Genomic DNA, 17035 nt, shown 5'->3' with positions numbered 1-17035 from the left:
TACATGGCATTTCTCTCGGACATCGAGATAGCCCAGCAGGCTAAGATGAAACCCATAACGGAGGTGGCCGCCCAACTCGGCATAGAGGAGGACGACCTGGAGCACTACGGCAAGTACAAGGCCAAGGTGTCCTACGATCTGTGGAACCGTATCAAGGACGAGGAGGACGGCAAGCTCATCCTGGTGACGGCCATCACCCCCACCCCGGCTGGAGAGGGAAAGACCACCACGTCGGTAGGCCTAGCCCAGGCCCTGGCCAAGCTGGGAAAGAAGACCACCCTGGCCCTCAGAGAGCCATCTCTTGGCCCGGTTTTCGGAGTCAAGGGCGGAGCCGCCGGAGGCGGTTACAGCCAGGTCGTGCCTATGGAGGACATCAACATCCACTTCACCGGAGACCTCCACGCCATAACCTCGGCCCACAATCTCCTCGCCGCGATGCTGGACAACTCGATACAGCAGGGCAACGAGCTGAACATCGATCCCCGCAGGGTCGTCTTGAAGAGGGTTCTGGACATGAACGACAGGGCCCTGAGACATACAGTCATAGGCCTCGGGGGCAAACCCCACGGCATGCCCAGAGAGGACGGCTTCGACATAACGGTGGCTTCGGAGGTAATGGCCATTCTCTGTCTCGCCTCGGGGATCTCGGACCTCAAGGAGAGGCTCGCCAAGATCATCGTGGCCTACGACTACGATGGCAAGGCTGTGACGGCGGGAGACCTGGGAGCCCAGGGAGCCATGGCGATGCTGCTGAAGGACGCCCTCAAGCCCAACCTGGTGCAGACCTTGGAGCACGTTCCGGCCTTCATACACGGCGGCCCCTTCGCCAACATAGCCCACGGCTGCAACAGCGTCATGGCCACCAAGTACGGCCTGAAGCTGGCGGATTACTTCGTGACCGAGGCGGGCTTCGCCGCCGACCTGGGCGCGGAGAAGTTTCTGGACATCAAGTGTCGTCTGGCCGGTCTGAAGCCGAACGCGGTGGTGATAGTGGCCACGGTAAGGGCCCTCAAGATGCACGGGGGAGTTTCCAAGGAGAAGCTGGGCGAGGTTAACATGGACGCCCTCGCCGCCGGTATCCCCAACCTGGAGAAACATATAGAGAACATGAAGAGCTTCGGGCTTCCCGTGGTGGTGGCTATCAACGCCTTCCCCACCGACACGCCAGAGGAGCTCAAGCTGGTCGAGGAGAAATGCGCCGCCCTGGGCGCCCCGGTGGCCCTGTCTGAGATATGGGCCAAGGGAGGCGAGGGAGGAATCGACCTGGCGGAGAAGGTCATAGCCGCCTGCGACGAGAAGAACGATTTCCGCTTCCTCTACGACGAGAAGCTGAGCCCCAAGGAGAAGATCACCAAGATAGCCACTGAGATCTACGGAGCCGACGGAGTCAGTTTCACCGACAAAGCGGAGAAGGACCTAAAGGCTATCCACGATCTCGGTCTGGACGACCTCCTGATCTGCATGGCCAAGACCCAGGCCTCCATATCCGACGACCCGGCGAAGAAGGGCCGCCCTACCGGCTTCACCGTAACGGTCAGAGAGGTAAGGGCCTCCGCCGGAGCCGGATTCATAGTGGCCATAACCGGTTCCATAATGACCATGCCGGGTCTGCCCAAGAAACCGGCCGCTCTGGCGATAGACGTGGACGAAAACGGAAGAATCTCCGGATTGTTCTAAATTAGGCAGAAAACCGCATTTAAGAAAAGGGCTATTGGAGAGTCTCCAATAGCCCTTCTTGTTATTGGCTATCATCTCGCAAAGGCCGCCTAGCGACACCTTTACGACCTGCTACCGCTACGATTTGGGAGGAAGGCTTTTAGCTCTTGGCCCCTCTATCTCATAAGGGCCCCTTTCCTCTGTCGAGAACTTCTCCATCTGATCCTGGAGGGATCTAGCCATCTCCGACAACTCCTGGGCCTGGGTCGCTATGGATTCGGAGGCACCGGCAGTCTCGTCGGTGGCCTGTCTCACCCTGTCCACCATTGCCGCCAGGGCTGTGGTTCCCTTGGCCACCGATCCGACGGCAGAGGACATTTCACCACTGGAGGCAGCCTGTTCCTGAGCCACCGCAGCCAAACTCTGCATTGCGTCGCTGACTTTAGCTATCTCCATGACGCTCTGTTTCAGTCTCTCCTGTACGCTTTCCGTCCTCGCACCAGTCCCCTTCAGGGTATCGACGGCGTTTTTAGATGATCCCACAGACTTTGCCGAGTGATCCCTCAAGTTGGCAATAAGATTCTCTATACGGGAAGCGGCTTTGGCGGACTCCTCCGCCAGCTTCCTAACCTCTTCGGCAACCACGGCAAATCCCCTGCCGTGCTCTCCTGCCCTGGCAGCCTCTATGGCGGCGTTCAGAGCCAGCAGGTTGGTCTGGTCGGCGATGGTGGTGATGGAGGACACAAAACCGGTTATTTGTTTTACCGTCTCCTCTAGTTGTGCCGCCTTATCGACATTCTCGCTGGCTATATCCTCCACGTGGAGGATCTCTCTAAGGACTGACTCCATCTCCTTGGACACGGTGTCGGTCATCTCTTTGGTCTTAAAGGCTCCTTCCGCTCCGCCGGAGGCCGCGGTAGCAGCGGAGTTAGAGGCTCCCGAAATCTCCTCTATGCCTGCATTGGCCTGCTGAAGGGCTGATGCGTTGCTCTCAAACTGGGTCAGCATCTCGTCCATAGAGCTTCTGATCTCCTCCATGGAGGCAACTGTTTCCTCCGACAGCGCGGCAAGAGCCTCTGCTCTGGCCATGGAGCTCTTGGCAACCCCATCGGCGGACTTGACCAGGGAAAGCAACCCTTGGATCATGTCGTTTATGGACGAACCTATCTGATCCAGCTCATCTCTACCCTTGCCGTCATACCTAGCAAGCAGATCGCCGCCCCCAGCCCTGGATGTAGTATCCAAAAGTTTTACGAGGGATTTTTGAATACCTCTTGAAATGGAGAAGACGATAAACAGAGAGATTATCAGCCCCATAGCCCCTATGCCAACCTGCCAGGAGGTTAGGGACGCCACAGCAGCTCGGATTTCAGACACGGGATATTCCAGAACAAGATACAGCCCTTTTCCAGTGGGAGCGAAGAAAAGCCTCTTCATGGCTCCGTCAACAGGTGAGACGTAATCGGCCATGCCGGTCTTTCCCTCGACTATATCCTTTCCTATAGCCACCATGTCATCGGTGACGATAGAGGATTTTGTAAGCATGTTCTCCTTCATAACCCAGTCTTCGTAGGGAGCCGCTATTACGTTGCCGGAACGGTCCAACAACATCCCAAAACCCTTCCCAAGGATCTTTTGGCTAACCACAAACTTCATAAGAGAAGATGTTTCCACGTCAAGACCGACTACTCCAAGCAACTTGCCCTTCTCCTTATAGGCCACAGCCAAGCTTATGATCATCTTGCCCGTTATGCCGTCAAGATATGGATCTGTGACGACCACGGCTCCATCTGGATTGTCGGCGGCACTTCTATACCAAGCCCTCACCTTAGGGTCGTAGTCGGCTGGTGGGACCCACCCGGTCCCGTCGGCAAAGGACCGATCCTCGAAGGCCATGTACACGTCCTGTATGCCCCTTTGTTTGTTTATCTCGGTGTAGTGTTCCATGTAAGGTATGAGCTTCTCTGTAGTATCCCCCAGGCCAGCCTCCCTAAGATGGTCCACCGCCTCTTTGATGTTCTCGAGGACCATCTCTAACCTCTCGAAATAGAGAGCACTTCCGTGGGCCACCGTCTGGGCAGTTTCGGTCCCAACTTCGTTGAGTTGTCTCTCCATAACGTTGGAACTCCTCACAAAACCGACGACACTGATGGCGACGATCAAGACAGCTATAGCAAAAGCCATAAGCCAAAGTCTAGCTCGAATAGTCATAAACCCCGCCTCCTTTGAAAAGATCGATGATATCCTGAACATTCAACTACAGAATACATTCTTTGGATCTATGAATCAACACGTCTTATGGCTATTCCATAATAAAACATGAACCTAAAGAACCTGACAGATAAAATCCAAGAGGGCATCTTTAAAAAACACTACTACTACGACGTGATTTTTTGGAGGCGTTTAAGGGAACACATCAAGATAGGAGATAATGGGGAAGAACTAGATTTTTTAGCTTCTGCGGTCTGAGGCGGAACCTTGCTAACCCCGTCTCTTTTGCCTATAGTGAAAATACAGCTAGGGGAAGGGGTGAGACAACGTGAAAAGTAGAATTCTAAGCATCCTCTTAGTTTTTATCGCACTTACAGCGACAGAAGCCTGTGGCAATATCTACCGCTGGCGACTCGCCGAGGAGGAGGTAGAGGGCAGTGTCTGCGACCTCTACGCCAGAGAGTTCGCCAGGCTTTTGAACGAAAAATCCAAAGGAGCGATAGAGCTATCCGTATTCCCGCTGGGAACTCTTGGAACCCCGCAGGAAATCTACGAACTCTGCCGTCAGGGATCGGTCGACTTCCTTCTGGACGGGGCGGGACAGGTGGGAGCGAGGGTCCCTGAAAACCAGATATTCTCCATACCCTTTTTTTTCAGCGACGACGACGACGAAAACGAGAGGATTCTCTCCCAAAGCGTGGCTCTGAACGAATATCTTACGTCGGCCTATGAAAGACAGGGAATCACGGTTCTGGCCTACTGGAACGAGGGAGCCATGGACTGGACCTCCAACAGGAACTTGACCTCTCCAGAAGACTTCAGAGGGCTGAAGATAAGGACGATGCCATCGAGCATAATAGGTAAATGCTACGAGACATTGGGAGCTAAACCCAGGATAGTTCCGTTCATGGATGTCTACAGTTCTCTCCACCTCGGCCACGTAGAGGCACAGGAAAACCCTCCCTACGTCGTGGAGGAGATGGGGTTTATGGACTTTCAAAGCCATTACGTAAGGTCCAAGCACAAGATCTACGTTATGCAGACCATGGTCAACCTTAAGATGTGGAAAGGTCTTCCACAGGAAGTCAGGGATATCGTTTCCGACTCCATAGAGGAGTTGCGACCGCTAGCCCTGAAAATCCAGAGAGAGCAGAACCGGAAAAAACTGGATAAGATAGTGAGCTCCATGGAAAAAGGACAACGTTACGTCTCTCTCTCGAAAGAACAGAGAGACGTCTTCCGCAGTGCGTTCGAGAACTGCGGATCAAGGCTCTACCTGGAGAACTCCAACGACAAGCAATTGGCACAGAGGATATACGAGACGATAAAAAAGGAAATAGAGGAAGTAACAGGACGATAGACGACTTTACCTCGTCTTTCTTCTCAGAGATATCCACCAGACCGCTACTGTAGCGGTCAAAGGCACGGTCAACAGAAGCCCCATGGTTCCTGCAAGGCTTTGGATCAGTTCCTGGGCGACCATAGGATCGTTAAAAAGAAAGTTCAGATCTATCCCGGACGTCACCATCAAAAGGGTCATTATCAGGGAACTGCCGAAATAGGCCAGGATCAAGGTGTTGATCATGCTTCCCAATATCTCTCGCCCCACGCTTATCCCGGAAAGCCAGAGTCTCGGCATCGGAATTGCCGGATCGTAATCCACGAGCTCCGCCATGGAGGATGTAACAGATATGGCTACGTCCAAGACAGCCCCGATGGCCCCTATTATCACCGAAGCCAGAAAGATCCCTCTCATATCGTATCCGGGGAAGGAACTGGCGAAGAGAGCCGCCCCCTCGCCTCCGAGGCCTGTGATCTGCCAGAGCCAGTTCGCCGAGGCCCCGAGAGCCCAGGCCGCACAGGCTCCGCCTATGGCGCCTAAAAAGGCTATCGGCCTGTAGGCCGGTCTACGAACGACTAGAAATACGGTGACCACCGAAACTGACGCCACCGCGACTATGGCGGAAAACACCGGATCGAAACCGGAAAGTATAGCTGGCACGAACCCCTTCAACAACACCACCAGAGAAAGTCCCAGCCCTATCAGGGCCCTAACCCCGGCCCATCCTGCGAAAAAACACACGGATGAAACTGAGAAGACGATAAAGGACACCACCCAGGGAAGCCTAAACCTGTCGCTGACGGAATATTGGACCACTCCGTCGGGAAAACGGTCTGCCATAAGGATATACTTCCTTCCGGGAACCATCTTCAGATAGCTACCCTCCAGCTGTTCCACCGTGACCTTGCCGCTTCTTCCTTCCATATCTCCTGTGAGAAATGTAGCCAAGACGTCGAAGCGAAGGCTTTTCCATCCGTCGTCCTCGCTCATTTTTTCCGACGGATCCTCCTGAACCTGCCGGAACGTCTCTATCTCCACTATCCAGCAATCCTCCAGATCCCAGGAATCCACCACTACTTTCCCCGCCGCCAAGCCGAAAAACCAGGACACGATGGCTATGCAAAAGGTTACGAAGGTCATCCGAAAAGCTTTTTTTCGGGACATGTTTTTCCTCTCCCTTCCTCGAACCACGGATGTTTGTATATCAGTTTCCGTCTGAAACCGCAAGGGATACTTGACTAAACGTATATTTGAATATATGCTCATATATCGAAGGGAGTGAGTTCGACTTGGAAAAGGACAGACCTTTTTTGGAGGAATTATCAGCCATGTTCAAGGCTCTGGGAGATCCTACGAGACTGGGGATAGCGCTCGAAATGATGGAGACGGAGAAATGCGTCTCCGAGATATCCTCCTCTTTGGGCATAAGCGATTCGTCGACATCCCATCACCTCAGAAGCCTCAGACAGCTCAAGCTAGTCAAGAGAAGACGAGAAGGACAGAAACTATTCTACTCTCTCGACGATCATCACGTATATCTGATCTTGACCATAGGACTGGAGCACCAGGAACATAGAGGAAAGGAAGAGGAAAGATGAATTTTGCGGTGGAAATCGTCAAGGAAGCGGGACATATGTTTCTCGATGCAGCCCCCTATATGTTGATCGGGATCATGCTCAGCGGATTTCTGAAAGCCTTCATAGATCCCGGCTGGGTCAACCGTTTTCTGGGAGGACGTGGCGTAGCCCCCGTGGTGAGGGCCTCCTTGGCGGGAATTCCCCTGCCCCTGTGTTCCTGCGGGGTGATCCCGGCGGCGGCGGGACTGAGAAAACAGGGAGCATCGGCGAGTGCGACCACCGCCTTTCTGATCTCGACGCCGGAATCCGGGGTGGACTCCATAGCCATGAGCTACGCCCTTCTGGATCCCATCATGACGGTGGCCCGTCCGATAGTGGCGTTCATATCGGCTTTTACCGCAGGAATTCTATCCGTATTTTTCGGAGGAGAAGAGGAGGATAAAAAAGCGAAAGAGAGGCTGGACGTCGCCTGTAACTCATGCCACGACCACCATGGACACGACCACGGACATATTCGAGACAGTAAGCACCGTTCGATCCGCGATAAGTTCAGAGACGGGCTGAAGTTCGCCGTTTTCGACATATGGGGAGATCTGGCCGGCGCCTTTTTCCTGGGAATAGCCCTATCGGGAATAATAGCCGTCGCCGTACCTCAGACCTTCCTCGAGGGGGCCCTGGGAGGCGGTATAGGATCCATGTTGATCATGCTGATAGCGGGCATACCGATGTATATCTGCGCCACCTCTTCCACCCCTCTGGCGGCGGCCTTGATACTCAAGGGCGTGTCTCCCGGAGCCGCTCTCGTATTTCTCATGGCGGGACCGGCCACCAACGTATCGGCCATCCCGGTACTGCAGAAAATCCTGGGAACGAAAAGACTCCTCATATACCTGGGATCGATAGCGGTGGTATCCGTGGTCTCCGGCCTGGCTCTCGACGGCCTGTACGGGTTTTTAGGTACCTCAGCCCAGGCCACTCTGGGTCAGACCGAGAAGATTCTCTCTCCGTGGATAAGCTGGGGATCCTCCGTCCTTTTGATAACCCTGTGGATCGTATCCAAGGGATCAAGACGGATCCCTCGGCTATTTCGTTTTTTTCCGAAAAGAGGCTGATGGACAAAGGGAAAAAATCCGATAACATATATATAGATAGCATAGATAACCTTTCGAGGAGGGAGGCCCATGCGAGTAGACCAAAATCCACCCGTAAAAGTTCCACAGACCGATGAAGAGCTTCTCGAGGAATTGAAAAAAGCGAAAAAGAACGTCCATAAAGCCAGTATCGACATGATCGACATACACCACAAGACGGTCAAGGAGGGACAGGAAAGGCGCAAGGCCTTCTACGAGATGAAAGACCTCAAGAAGAAATCGGACAAAGCCAGGGAGAAGAGGAAAGAACTGGCGGAAGAGGATCTGGAGATAAAACGGCAGAGACAGAAGTTCTTTGCGGAGAGGCGAATGGAAAGGGAGTCCAAGTGGAAAAGGATGACCTCCACCACCCCATAGAGAAGACACCTATACGAGGAACCCGAAAAACGGGTTCCTTTTTTAATGCCGGAAACGAGAAAAAGTGTTTGACAAGACGAACAAACGGATGTATCCTATGGCCAGTCAGGAAGTTAGAAAGAACGAACTCCCCTTCCGTTCTTTCCTGACATGATGTCAAATTCCCCCTCTCAATGCTGGAGCCCGGTTCCCCCCGGGCTCCTCCTATTTATCCCATGGAGGCGTTTTATATGGAGATCTTCTGTCATCACGTTTACGAATACTGGAAGGGACTCAGAAACCTGATACTTCACACCGCTCCGATCTCAGAAAAAGGACAGATCGAACATAAACTGAGCCATCACGGGATACCCTACGTCATACACCCCATAGGCAACGGCAGGATAAACGTGTTTTTCGGACATCCCGACTGCATCGCCGTGGTCAGCCGTTTCGGAACGACCGATCTATCCAAGCTTACGGACGAACAGGATTTTATCCTCGGAATAATGCTAGGATACGACAGGATGAAACAATGTGCCAGATACCTTAAAAAGAGACCTGACAGAGAGGAACTTATAGGCTAAAGGGCAGCTCGGCACTATAACCGGGCTGCCCTTTTATTCCGTGATGTTCATGTCCTATCCGGCATGGAATCGCATATCTCGGAGAACACGGAGAAATTCGACAGAAAGAGATCCGTCAAGGACGGGTCGAAATGAGACCCCCTCTCCTCCGATATCAGGTCCAGTATCCTCTGAATCGGCCAGGCTTCCTTGTAAACCCGTTTATGAGATAGAGCGTCGAAAACGTCTACTATCGCCACGATCCTGGCCTCCATCGAAATATCCTCTCCCGATATTCCCTTGGGATAGCCCTTACCGTCCCACCTCTCGTGATGTTCGTGGGCTATCCGAGCCGCTATCCCGAATAGGGGGCCTCCTGTACGAGACAATATCTCGTATCCCAGCACGGTATGCCCCTTCATGAGCTCGAATTCCTCTTCCGAGAGAGGACCGGGTTTCGATAAAATCCTATCGGGTATGCCTATCTTTCCGATATCGTGCATGGAGGAAGCCAAGGCAATCCTTCTGGACTCTTCCACGGTAAGACCTCTCATCAAAGCAAGGGATTCGGCCATGGCGGCCACCCTGCGAACGTGATTGGCCGTTTCCTTAGACCTGTTTTCTATCACCTCGCCCAGGGTGAAGGCTATCTCTCTCTGGGTTCTTCGGAGCTCGGAGTTGAGCCGTATGACCTCCCTCTCCGCCCTTTCGCTCCGGTCCAACTGGGCCGTAAGGGCCTCTGTCTGACCGGCCACCTTCCGCCTCAAGGTAAATATCCATAAAAAGACACCCCCAACCAAAGGGGATAGACAGATCGACGCTTTCCTGATCTGAGAGCCATCCAATCCAAGAAAGGTCCTGCCCCCTTCTTTAAGCATAAGCCTGGGAGGATCGATCGCCTCGGCGGAGGAAGAGCTACAAAAACATAAAGCCGCCCCTAGGAATAACGGGACGGCCTTTTTTGTCAGAGATCTCAGGGCCTAATTCATATCTCGGGCCTGGACCCAGATGACGGCATCCTTCCCGAGCTCGGCTCCCTTGTAGTCCTCGGTTATCACTCCGAGAGCGGCGAATCCCCACCATCCGGCCTTGGGAAGGGCGTAGACGAATGTACCGTTCGCATCGGCGACGATGGTCTGGGTGACGAAACAATCCTGAGGGGCCTCCACTGCTGCTTCGGCGGCGAAGGAATTACCCTCCAGCATAGGAAGGTGGTTCAGATACTCCACCTCGATCTCGGCGAAGGGGACGGGCTCTCCGTTGGCCTTGACCACACCGCGGAAGACGTTGCCGGTCCAGAGACCGTAGGGCTTGTCCAGAGGGACTATCTCGGCGGGAAGGCCGATCTCCTCGTTCCAGTCGGTGGGAAGCCCCGCGACGTTGACTACCATCTTGGTGCACTGCTGCATCCAGATCCCCTCGGATGCCTCGAAGTAGGGCATGGGGACCAGACCGAAGACGAAGTCTCCCATGCCTCTCAGGGGAACCTCGGCCTCGTATCCCTTTCCGGAATTGGTGAGACTGGTCCACATTATGGGCTTGACCGACTTGGTAAGATCGGTCTTCTTGCCCTTATGAACCATCACGAAACTGTCCACGCCGTCCATGTCCATGGTGTGTCCCGCCTCGAAGGGATGGGTAAAAACAAGCTTGAGATTCAAGGTCTCCGGTTTGGTCAGAGCGCTCTCAGGGGTATATACCATCTGAAAATGGGCAAAAGCCGGAACGCTGAGGGAACATATAAGGGCACAGGCTAGCCCCAAAACACCGCTACGCTTCATATAAAGTCACTCCTCTCGAGATAACCGGGGCGCCTGACGAGGCACCCCGGGGTCCATGGCTTACTGTATTTCCTCACCTTTTATCAAGACCGCGTGACCAGGTCCGGCGTTGAACTCAACCTCGTAATCCCCTTCGGGGACATCGAAGGTGAACTCGCCGAGATCGTCCATCTTTCCCTCCTGGATGACAGCGCCATCGGGAGTACGTACCGTCATCTTGACACCGGCGGCGGAAGATCCGTCGGAGAAACCACCCTCGCAGGTAACGGTACCGTCGCCGTTGAGGTAACAGGCGCAGATGGGGGTATGAGCATAAGCGACCACGGTCCAGGCCAGACACAGGGCCATTCCCAGAGCGAATATAACTCTCCTCTTCATGTATTACACCTCCTTCCCTTTCTCTATGGATGCCTCTCGACTCGATGGATTGATGAGGCCGAGGGCAAATGTCGTTAAAAGGGCACAGCCGTAGAAGACCCAGGTCGCGGTAAACCCGGACAGGCCCAAGTTACTGCCTACTGTAAATATCAGTGACGCGCAGAAAAGCCCCAGAACTATCGGATACCCCAAGGAAAAGAAGGCCCATTTCCAGCTTCCCGATTCAACCTTGACCATTATCAAAGTCGCCACACAGGGGGGATAGAGGGCCATGAAGACCATCAGTGCCAAAGCGTGAAGAGGCGTCATGCCTCCCTCTTTCTTTATGCCTTCCTCCAAAGAGCCCTGATCCGAGTCGACTGGACGATATATCATCCCCAAGGTAGCAACGCTGCTTTCCTTGGCGGCAAGGGAGCTCAGCAGAGCCACGTTCACCTTCCAATCGAAACCGGCATAACGGGTGACGGGCTCCAGGGCCTTTCCCGCACGTCCGAGCCAACTACCGTTGGTCCTCTCGTCGGACATCTCCTTCATCAGGAAGGCCCTGTCTCTCCTGAAGAGCTTATAGGCCCTGTTGACCTTCTTAGCGTCCTTGTCCGAGCGATTAGAACGATCTATCAAGGGGAAAAGCTCGGGATCCATCGCCTTGAACTTCGCGTCCAGGCTGTTAATGTCCTGCCCGGACATCCTGGCGCTCTTGAACTTTTCCATGTAGTCGATAAGACGTATAACTCCACTCTCGCTTCCGAGAAGTTTTTCGTAGGACGTCCCCTCCACCTTCGACTGGAATCCAGCCACGAGCTCGCCTGCCCTTTCGGTAAAAGTTGAGTAACGCTCCTGAGACAGAGAGGGATAGTTGATCAGGAAGTAGACCAATATAGCTACCGCCACGACCACGGTTCCAACTTTTTTCAGAAAAAGCCAGGTCCTCTCGACCGATCGGGTGAGCACACCTCTCACGGTAGGCCTGTGATAGGAGGGCAGCTCCATGACGAAGGGCGAACTCTCTTTCCCCTTCAGGACCGTTAAAGACAGCACCTTCGCCACGGCCAGGCCGAAGATTATGGTTATGGTGGATATGAAGGCCATCATGGCCCCCCCGCGATCGGCGAAGAAAACGCTTATCAAGAGAGTGTAGAGAGGTATCTTGGCCATACAGTTCATCAGAGGAACCACCAGTATGGTGGCCAATCGAGCCTTCTCGTCCGCTATGACCCTGGTAGCCATGACGCCCGGGACGGCACACCCTCCGACGAAGACCCCTCCAAGTATCAGAGGCAGGGTAGACTGACCGTGAAGCCCGAACTTACGGAACAGACGGTCGAGAATGAAGGCCATCCTCGGCATATACCCCACGTCCTCCAGAATGGCTATCGACGCAAAAAGGATGAGGAATATAGGCACGTATATAAGAACCGAGTTAATCGCCGCCACCACGCTCAACACCAGGGAGCGAACCAGAGGCTCCTCCAGCACTCCGGCGGGAGGCAGCCACCCGGACACCAAAGCCTCGAAACGGCTGAGCCAAGGGACCAGATACTCGGTGGCCTTATAGCCCTGAACTATCGCCAACTCGTAAAGCCCGTAGACAACGGCCAGAAGTATCAGGGGACCGCCGAACCTGTGAACCACCACAGAGTCTATTCTGTCCGTCCAGGACACCTTGCCGGCGGATCTGTCGTTCACGCACCGAGACTCTATCTCCTCCGCTCTCAGGTGACGGCAGAGACCGATGTGGGACCTGGGATCGTCCCCATGCTCCTCCTCGAAGGAAGCGCCCAAACGAGAGACCCTTTCCAAAAGGATTCTTCCTCTATCTCCGGAGGCTCCCACCCGTTCAATGACGGAGGAATCTCCCTCTAAAAGCTTTATGATCGACCACCTAGCTGGGAAGGATATTTCGGGGATGGACTTCATCTCGTCGGAAAGATCCGATATCAAAGGCTCCAAAGGCCCGTAATCCACGACAAAGGGAGATCTACCCTCGGCTGATAGGAACGAGAAAAGCTGCTTCTTAAGCTCCTTGCCGCCTATTCCTCTGTTGCCGACGGTCTCCAGAACGGGAACCCCCAGTTCTCTCGATAGGACATCTACGTCGACGGGAGTCCCCTTGGACCTGGCGACGTCCGCCATATTCAAAGCCACTACCAGCGGAGCTCCCATCTCCAAAAGCTGAAACGTAAGGTAAAGTCCTCTGCGAAGGTTGGAGCCGTCAACGACCCCCACCACGACGTCGGCCTCGCCATCCAGGATGAAGTCCCGGGCGACCATTTCCTCGGAGGAATAGGACGTTAGGCTGTAGGTTCCTGGAAGGTCCACCACGTCGAAGAAACGATCCTGGAATCGATACTTCCCTCTTTTTATGTCCACGGTCACTCCGGGATAGTTGGCCACGTGCTGACGGGCCCCTGTCAACATATTGAAGATGGTCGATTTACCGCAGTTGGGCTGACCGGCCAGAGCGACTACCGTGTTTGAGATCGTCATATCGGCTCGACCTCTATCGTGGCGGCCTCGGCATGTCTTACGGTAACGTGCTGACTTCCCAGGAGAAACTCCACCGGATCTACAAGCGGTGCATTCCGGACCACCTTGATGGTTACGCCCTTAAAAAAACCCATATCCATAAGCCTCTGCCCCACCACACCCCTGGCCCCGTTACGGACCAGACGAACGGTGCTTCCTGGCTTAACCTCGTCCAAAGTCACAGCGTTACCTCCGTTCCAACAAAGTTGCTGTAATCTAACTCAAAAAAACGACCGAAAAAACCGGCGACTCCGCCGGTAGTTTCGGGTTTAAGCGATCATTATCCTCTCTGCCATCTGCCTCCCTAAAGCCAGTCGGCCACTACCGACCTTGAGCAAAACCGGGCCACCCTCATTTCTTAGCACTTCCACCAGGGCCCCTGGGAAAACTCCCATATCGGCCAACCGATTTCTCATGCAGTTACCACCGTCGATCACCAACACCAAACCCTTCGTTCCGGAAGGGCAGATCGACATGGATCGAGAGTTCTGCATCTTACGACACCTCCCAAAGGCGACAAAAAATTGGGGGAAGGGGAAGTCGAAAGACCTCCCCTTGGAGGATGAATTTCAGGCGATAAGGCTCTGTTAGCCTTAACTAACGAGACTTTATCACCCTATCTTACAAAGGTCAAGCCCTCTTTCGCCAATAAAAAAAGACTGACACCTTGCCTAGTTGTCTTAGACATGATAAGCTTTGTTAGCATAAGCAAACTACAAAAAGGAGGCGCTTTATAGATGGCCACTATAAGTGTACTGTATGGTAGCACCACCGGAGCTACGAAAGCGGTCGCGGAAAAAATAGCCAAGGATCTGGGAGCGGACCTTTTCGACGTCGCATCCGCCGGGGACGAGGCCGTCACCGGATATGACGTCCTAATTCTGGGATCCTCCACCTGGGGGATGGGAGAGCTACAGGACGATTGGAACGACTACCTTCCCAAGCTGGAACAGGCCGATCTGTCCGGAAAAAAGGTAGCTTTCTTCGGAACGGGAGATCAGGAGGGCTTCGGCGACACATTCGTGGATGCCCTAGGGCTTCTCCACGATGCCGTAGCGGACAAAGGCATCCAGGTCATAGGCAAGCGTTCTACCGAGGGTTACTCGGGAGGAGAACTGGCAATAAGAGACGGGGAGTTCCTCGGACTGGCAATAGACGAGACGAATCAGCCGGAGCTTACCGAGGGAAGGATCGTCTCCTGGCTAGACCAGCTTAGAACGGAAATGAGATAAAACGAGAGAGAGAGAGAGGCCCCCCTCTCTCTCTCTCTCTTCTGTTATAGACCGTTGAGACTATCCTGGAGATGCAGATATATTCTCTTCTTTCCTGGAGGAAGATAGTAGGAGTTTACCGTTCCAGATAAAATCTTCTCCCATGTTCTCCAAAGCAATCTGTCTTCCACAACCGCTCCGTCGTTTTTCCATGACGAGATCAACTTTTCGAAACGCTCAGAACGCCCCCGAAACTCCTCCACAACCTCGGTCTTATAAAGTTTGGCTTCATTGATGACAATCGAGGCGTTTCCTCCAATTCTCTCTCCGTCCAATAGACCATATATCGTTTCCAACTTTTCTCCCGTCAGAAAACTATCGGCACTGTCCTTTTTTTCGTAACGATCGATAGCCTCTATCAACTCGTTAAAAACCGTTCCCGCCGTAGCCTGCAAAAGGCTCTCTCTGTCTCTTCTGGCATCCTCTATGGATTTCAGCTTAGCGCTTTCCGCCTCGTTAACGGCTAAAAAATCGTCAACTACCTGAAAAGGAACCTGCGGCTGAGATGATCTAGACAGATCTACTACCTCTATGCCACAATCGAGCGATTTCAAACGCCCTCTTATCAAAGAAAGGATGGCTTTTTCGTCTATATTCCCACGGGTAAAATCATCTATAGAGGTACTGCCTATACCGCAGACCAACGCACCTTCCGTCATAAAAGAAAGTAGTCGTTTCGCCCTGTCCATGTCGCCTATAGACTTTAAGAAACGAATAGGGTTATCTCCTTCGACGGACACCTGAAAGACCAACTCCCAGCTACCGTGAACGATGTTGTGATCTCCGGTGATGAGAAACCCGTCCTTCCCTGGGACCAAACCGTCTCCTCCCAGGCGATCGCACCAAAAAGAGTTCTCCAACGACAATCTTTGAAGATTTGTCGTTACCACTATCTTATCGTCTATCGGGCTAGGCAAAGCCCAATAAGGGCCTCCCGGCACATATACCGACTCGGATCCGGTTCCTAAAATCCTTCCCAACCTCGTATGGATAACGACCGTTCCTTCTTCGACCCAGAACACCCCGCTCAAAGCGACATAAACACAAAAAAGAACTCCTACGACAAGGAAAAAACGCCCTCCTGAACGAATAAGCTTATCTAAAGCCCTCGCTTTTAAGATATCCGATTCGGACATTTCCCTCAAGGTCGCTTCGCCTCCTTATTCCTAGAAGAATGGGACAACATTTCATCAAGCAAAGAATAAGGAGCCATCCCCGAATCTAGAATGAAAGTTGTATTATGCTGCAAGGTATTTTCCAACGTCTCCAATTGACGAAGATATAGAGCAAAATCCTGGTGCAATGCAAATGCCTCTGCATACCCGGCAGCGAGAGCATCCCCCTCGGAACGTATCTCCTGAGCACGTCTTCTAGCAAAAGCCATTATTCTATCGCTGTCGCTAGCGGCTTTAGCCATTATGCCTTTAGCTATAGCCTCTCCTTCCGATCTCGCCTTCTGAGCCATTCTCTGTCGAGTCTGTCTCATCCTCTGAAAAACCGCCTCCGTTATCTTCTCGGGGAAAAGAACCCTGCTTATCCCCATTCTCTCCAAGGCTATTCCCCATCGACGCCCCTCCAGATCCAACCTCATCCTCTCCAAGATAGCCTTCTCAGCCTTCTCAACGTGAGCTCCTTCGATGGAGATAAGCTGATCAAACCTAAAATTACCCAATTCGGAACAAGCGGTCCTCATCCGATCTCTTAAAAGTCTCTCTGCTTCCTCTACGGTTTTCATACTACGAAAAAAGTCAAGACAATTAATTATTTTCCAGGAGACGTAGCCCTGGACCACTATCACTTGTCTATCCGAGGTCTCTTGTTGTTCTAGGCTTTCGGAGAGAACTCTAATGCGACGGTCGAATCTATACAGCTTCTGTATGGGCCAAGGCCAGCGCCAGAAAAGCCCGGACTCGTCTCCTGCGGAATTTCTAACACCAGCTTGATCCGCCCTTCCAAACGTAGTTATCAAAACCGTTTCGTTAAACGGAACGACAAAGGAGAACATATACAGCAACAACACTACGATCGTAATGACTCCCAAGGTGGGGCGCAAAAGCTTCATCTTCAAAGAGATCACTCCTCCGAAATATACTCGACTACATTGGGAGCCATGTCCGGAAGAGCTACAGCTGGAGCTAAACCTATGGTGGACCCCATTGTCAAGACCATTTTTTAGCCTAGATTAGTTTAGGTCAGACTGCTATAGGTCTTCCTTTCCGAAGTAGATCTCCTGCGGTGTC

17 protein-coding genes are annotated in these 17035 nt (G+C 53.1%); 7 read left to right on the top strand and 10 right to left on the bottom strand.

What is annotated here, in order from left to right; all coding sequences use genetic code 11:
* Positions 1-3: 3 nt before the first annotated feature.
* On the top strand, positions 4-1677 hold the full coding sequence (locus tag L2W58_RS09435; protein ID WP_236103091.1) for a formate--tetrahydrofolate ligase: 1674 nt from the start codon (positions 4-6) through the stop codon (positions 1675-1677).
* A gap of 117 nt (positions 1678-1794) precedes the next feature.
* Here the strand turns inward: L2W58_RS09435 and L2W58_RS09430 are convergent, their stop codons facing one another.
* On the bottom strand, positions 1795-3867 hold the full coding sequence (locus L2W58_RS09430) for a methyl-accepting chemotaxis protein (RefSeq protein ID WP_236103090.1): 2073 nt from the start codon (positions 3865-3867) through the stop codon (positions 1795-1797).
* Between the two features lie 328 nt (positions 3868-4195).
* Between L2W58_RS09430 and dctP the strand changes: the two genes are divergently transcribed.
* Entirely contained in the window at positions 4196-5227 is a 1032-nt protein-coding gene (gene dctP, locus L2W58_RS09425) for a TRAP transporter substrate-binding protein DctP (protein ID WP_236103089.1), read from the top strand.
* Positions 5228-5233: 6 nt separating this feature from the next.
* Here dctP and L2W58_RS09420 read toward each other — a convergent pair whose 3' ends face one another.
* Entirely contained in the window at positions 5234-6373 is a 1140-nt protein-coding gene (locus L2W58_RS09420) for a YibE/F family protein (RefSeq protein ID WP_236103088.1), read from the bottom strand.
* A 125-nt stretch (positions 6374-6498) separates the two neighbouring features.
* On the opposite strand from L2W58_RS09420, the gene L2W58_RS09415 reads away from it, so the two are divergent.
* From L2W58_RS09415 to L2W58_RS09400, 4 genes are all read left to right on the top strand, one after another.
* Positions 6499-6807, top strand: coding sequence for an ArsR/SmtB family transcription factor (locus L2W58_RS09415; RefSeq protein WP_236103087.1), 309 nt, complete (start codon positions 6499-6501; stop codon positions 6805-6807).
* A complete protein-coding gene (locus L2W58_RS09410; protein ID WP_236103086.1) occupies positions 6804-7898 on the top strand; it encodes an SO_0444 family Cu/Zn efflux transporter in 1095 nt (364 codons plus the stop codon). Before L2W58_RS09415 ends, L2W58_RS09410 begins: the two co-directional genes overlap by 4 nt.
* 69 nt (positions 7899-7967) lie before the next feature.
* On the top strand, positions 7968-8294 hold the full coding sequence (locus tag L2W58_RS09405) for a hypothetical protein (RefSeq protein WP_236103085.1): 327 nt from the start codon (positions 7968-7970) through the stop codon (positions 8292-8294).
* Positions 8295-8524: 230 nt separating this feature from the next.
* The gene (locus tag L2W58_RS09400) at positions 8525-8860 is read left to right on the top strand and encodes a DUF2023 family protein (RefSeq protein ID WP_236103084.1); all 336 of its coding nucleotides are present in this window, start codon (positions 8525-8527) and stop codon (positions 8858-8860) included.
* 47 nt (positions 8861-8907) lie between these two features.
* On the opposite strand, the gene L2W58_RS09395 is transcribed toward L2W58_RS09400, so the two are convergent.
* From L2W58_RS09395 to L2W58_RS09370, 6 genes are all read right to left on the bottom strand, one after another.
* A complete protein-coding gene (locus tag L2W58_RS09395; protein WP_236103083.1) occupies positions 8908-9717 on the bottom strand; it encodes an HD-GYP domain-containing protein in 810 nt (269 codons plus the stop codon).
* A 102-nt stretch (positions 9718-9819) separates the two neighbouring features.
* The gene (locus tag L2W58_RS09390; RefSeq protein ID WP_236103082.1) at positions 9820-10620 is read right to left on the bottom strand and encodes a DUF4198 domain-containing protein; all 801 of its coding nucleotides are present in this window, start codon (positions 10618-10620) and stop codon (positions 9820-9822) included.
* Between the two features lie 60 nt (positions 10621-10680).
* Positions 10681-10998: a hypothetical protein gene (locus L2W58_RS09385; RefSeq protein WP_236103081.1), complete on the bottom strand. Its 318-nt coding sequence runs from the start codon at positions 10996-10998 to the stop codon at positions 10681-10683.
* 3 nt (positions 10999-11001) lie between these two features.
* Positions 11002-13485, bottom strand: a complete 2484-nt coding sequence (gene feoB, locus L2W58_RS09380) for a ferrous iron transport protein B (RefSeq protein WP_236103080.1) — start codon at positions 13483-13485, stop codon at positions 11002-11004.
* Positions 13482-13706 carry a FeoA family protein gene (locus L2W58_RS09375; RefSeq protein ID WP_236103079.1) on the bottom strand — a complete coding sequence of 75 codons (225 nt, stop codon included), beginning with the start codon at positions 13704-13706 and terminating at the stop codon, positions 13482-13484. The genes feoB and L2W58_RS09375 overlap by 4 nt, the downstream gene beginning before the upstream one ends.
* An 87-nt stretch (positions 13707-13793) precedes the next feature.
* Positions 13794-14018, bottom strand: coding sequence for a FeoA family protein (locus tag L2W58_RS09370; RefSeq protein ID WP_005660952.1), 225 nt, complete (start codon positions 14016-14018; stop codon positions 13794-13796).
* 243 nt (positions 14019-14261) lie between these two features.
* Here L2W58_RS09370 and L2W58_RS09365 point away from each other — a divergent pair, with 243 nt between their 5' ends.
* Positions 14262-14756 carry a flavodoxin gene (locus tag L2W58_RS09365; RefSeq protein ID WP_236103078.1) on the top strand — a complete coding sequence of 165 codons (495 nt, stop codon included), beginning with the start codon at positions 14262-14264 and terminating at the stop codon, positions 14754-14756.
* A 44-nt stretch (positions 14757-14800) separates the two neighbouring features.
* Here L2W58_RS09365 and L2W58_RS09360 read toward each other — a convergent pair whose 3' ends face one another.
* A complete protein-coding gene (locus L2W58_RS09360) occupies positions 14801-15775 on the bottom strand; it encodes an SPFH domain-containing protein (RefSeq protein WP_236103077.1) in 975 nt (324 codons plus the stop codon).
* Between the two features lie 161 nt (positions 15776-15936).
* Entirely contained in the window at positions 15937-16857 is a 921-nt protein-coding gene (locus L2W58_RS09355) for an SPFH domain-containing protein (RefSeq protein WP_236103143.1), read from the bottom strand.
* Positions 16858-17035 lie beyond the last annotated feature (178 nt).

This window comes from Dethiosulfovibrio faecalis, assembly GCF_021568795.1.
GTDB lineage: Bacteria > Synergistota > Synergistia > Synergistales > Dethiosulfovibrionaceae > Dethiosulfovibrio > Dethiosulfovibrio faecalis.
The sequence above is the reverse complement of the archived record's forward strand: the minus strand, read 5'-3'. Positions and strand labels throughout refer to the sequence as shown.

Excerpts from the sequence above, each read along its gene's own strand:
- feoB (WP_236103080.1), bottom strand. The coding sequence starts at position 13,485 with ATGACGATCTCAAACACGGTAGTCGCTCTGGCCGGTCAGCCCAACTGC.
- L2W58_RS09435 (WP_236103091.1), top strand. The coding sequence starts at position 4 with ATGGCATTTCTCTCGGACATCGAGATAGCCCAGCAGGCTAAGATGAAA.
- L2W58_RS09355 (WP_236103143.1), bottom strand. The coding sequence starts at position 16,857 with ATGAAGCTTTTGCGCCCCACCTTGGGAGTCATTACGATCGTAGTGTTG.
- L2W58_RS09395 (WP_236103083.1), bottom strand. The coding sequence starts at position 9,717 with ATGCTTAAAGAAGGGGGCAGGACCTTTCTTGGATTGGATGGCTCTCAG.
- L2W58_RS09370 (WP_005660952.1), bottom strand. The coding sequence starts at position 14,018 with ATGCAGAACTCTCGATCCATGTCGATCTGCCCTTCCGGAACGAAGGGT.
- L2W58_RS09420 (WP_236103088.1), bottom strand. The coding sequence starts at position 6,373 with ATGTCCCGAAAAAAAGCTTTTCGGATGACCTTCGTAACCTTTTGCATA.
- L2W58_RS09365 (WP_236103078.1), top strand. The coding sequence starts at position 14,262 with ATGGCCACTATAAGTGTACTGTATGGTAGCACCACCGGAGCTACGAAA.
- L2W58_RS09400 (WP_236103084.1), top strand. The coding sequence starts at position 8,525 with ATGGAGATCTTCTGTCATCACGTTTACGAATACTGGAAGGGACTCAGA.
- L2W58_RS09385 (WP_236103081.1), bottom strand. The coding sequence starts at position 10,998 with ATGAAGAGGAGAGTTATATTCGCTCTGGGAATGGCCCTGTGTCTGGCC.
- L2W58_RS09410 (WP_236103086.1), top strand. The coding sequence starts at position 6,804 with ATGAATTTTGCGGTGGAAATCGTCAAGGAAGCGGGACATATGTTTCTC.
- L2W58_RS09405 (WP_236103085.1), top strand. The coding sequence starts at position 7,968 with ATGCGAGTAGACCAAAATCCACCCGTAAAAGTTCCACAGACCGATGAA.
- L2W58_RS09430 (WP_236103090.1), bottom strand. The coding sequence starts at position 3,867 with ATGACTATTCGAGCTAGACTTTGGCTTATGGCTTTTGCTATAGCTGTC.
- L2W58_RS09390 (WP_236103082.1), bottom strand. The coding sequence starts at position 10,620 with ATGAAGCGTAGCGGTGTTTTGGGGCTAGCCTGTGCCCTTATATGTTCC.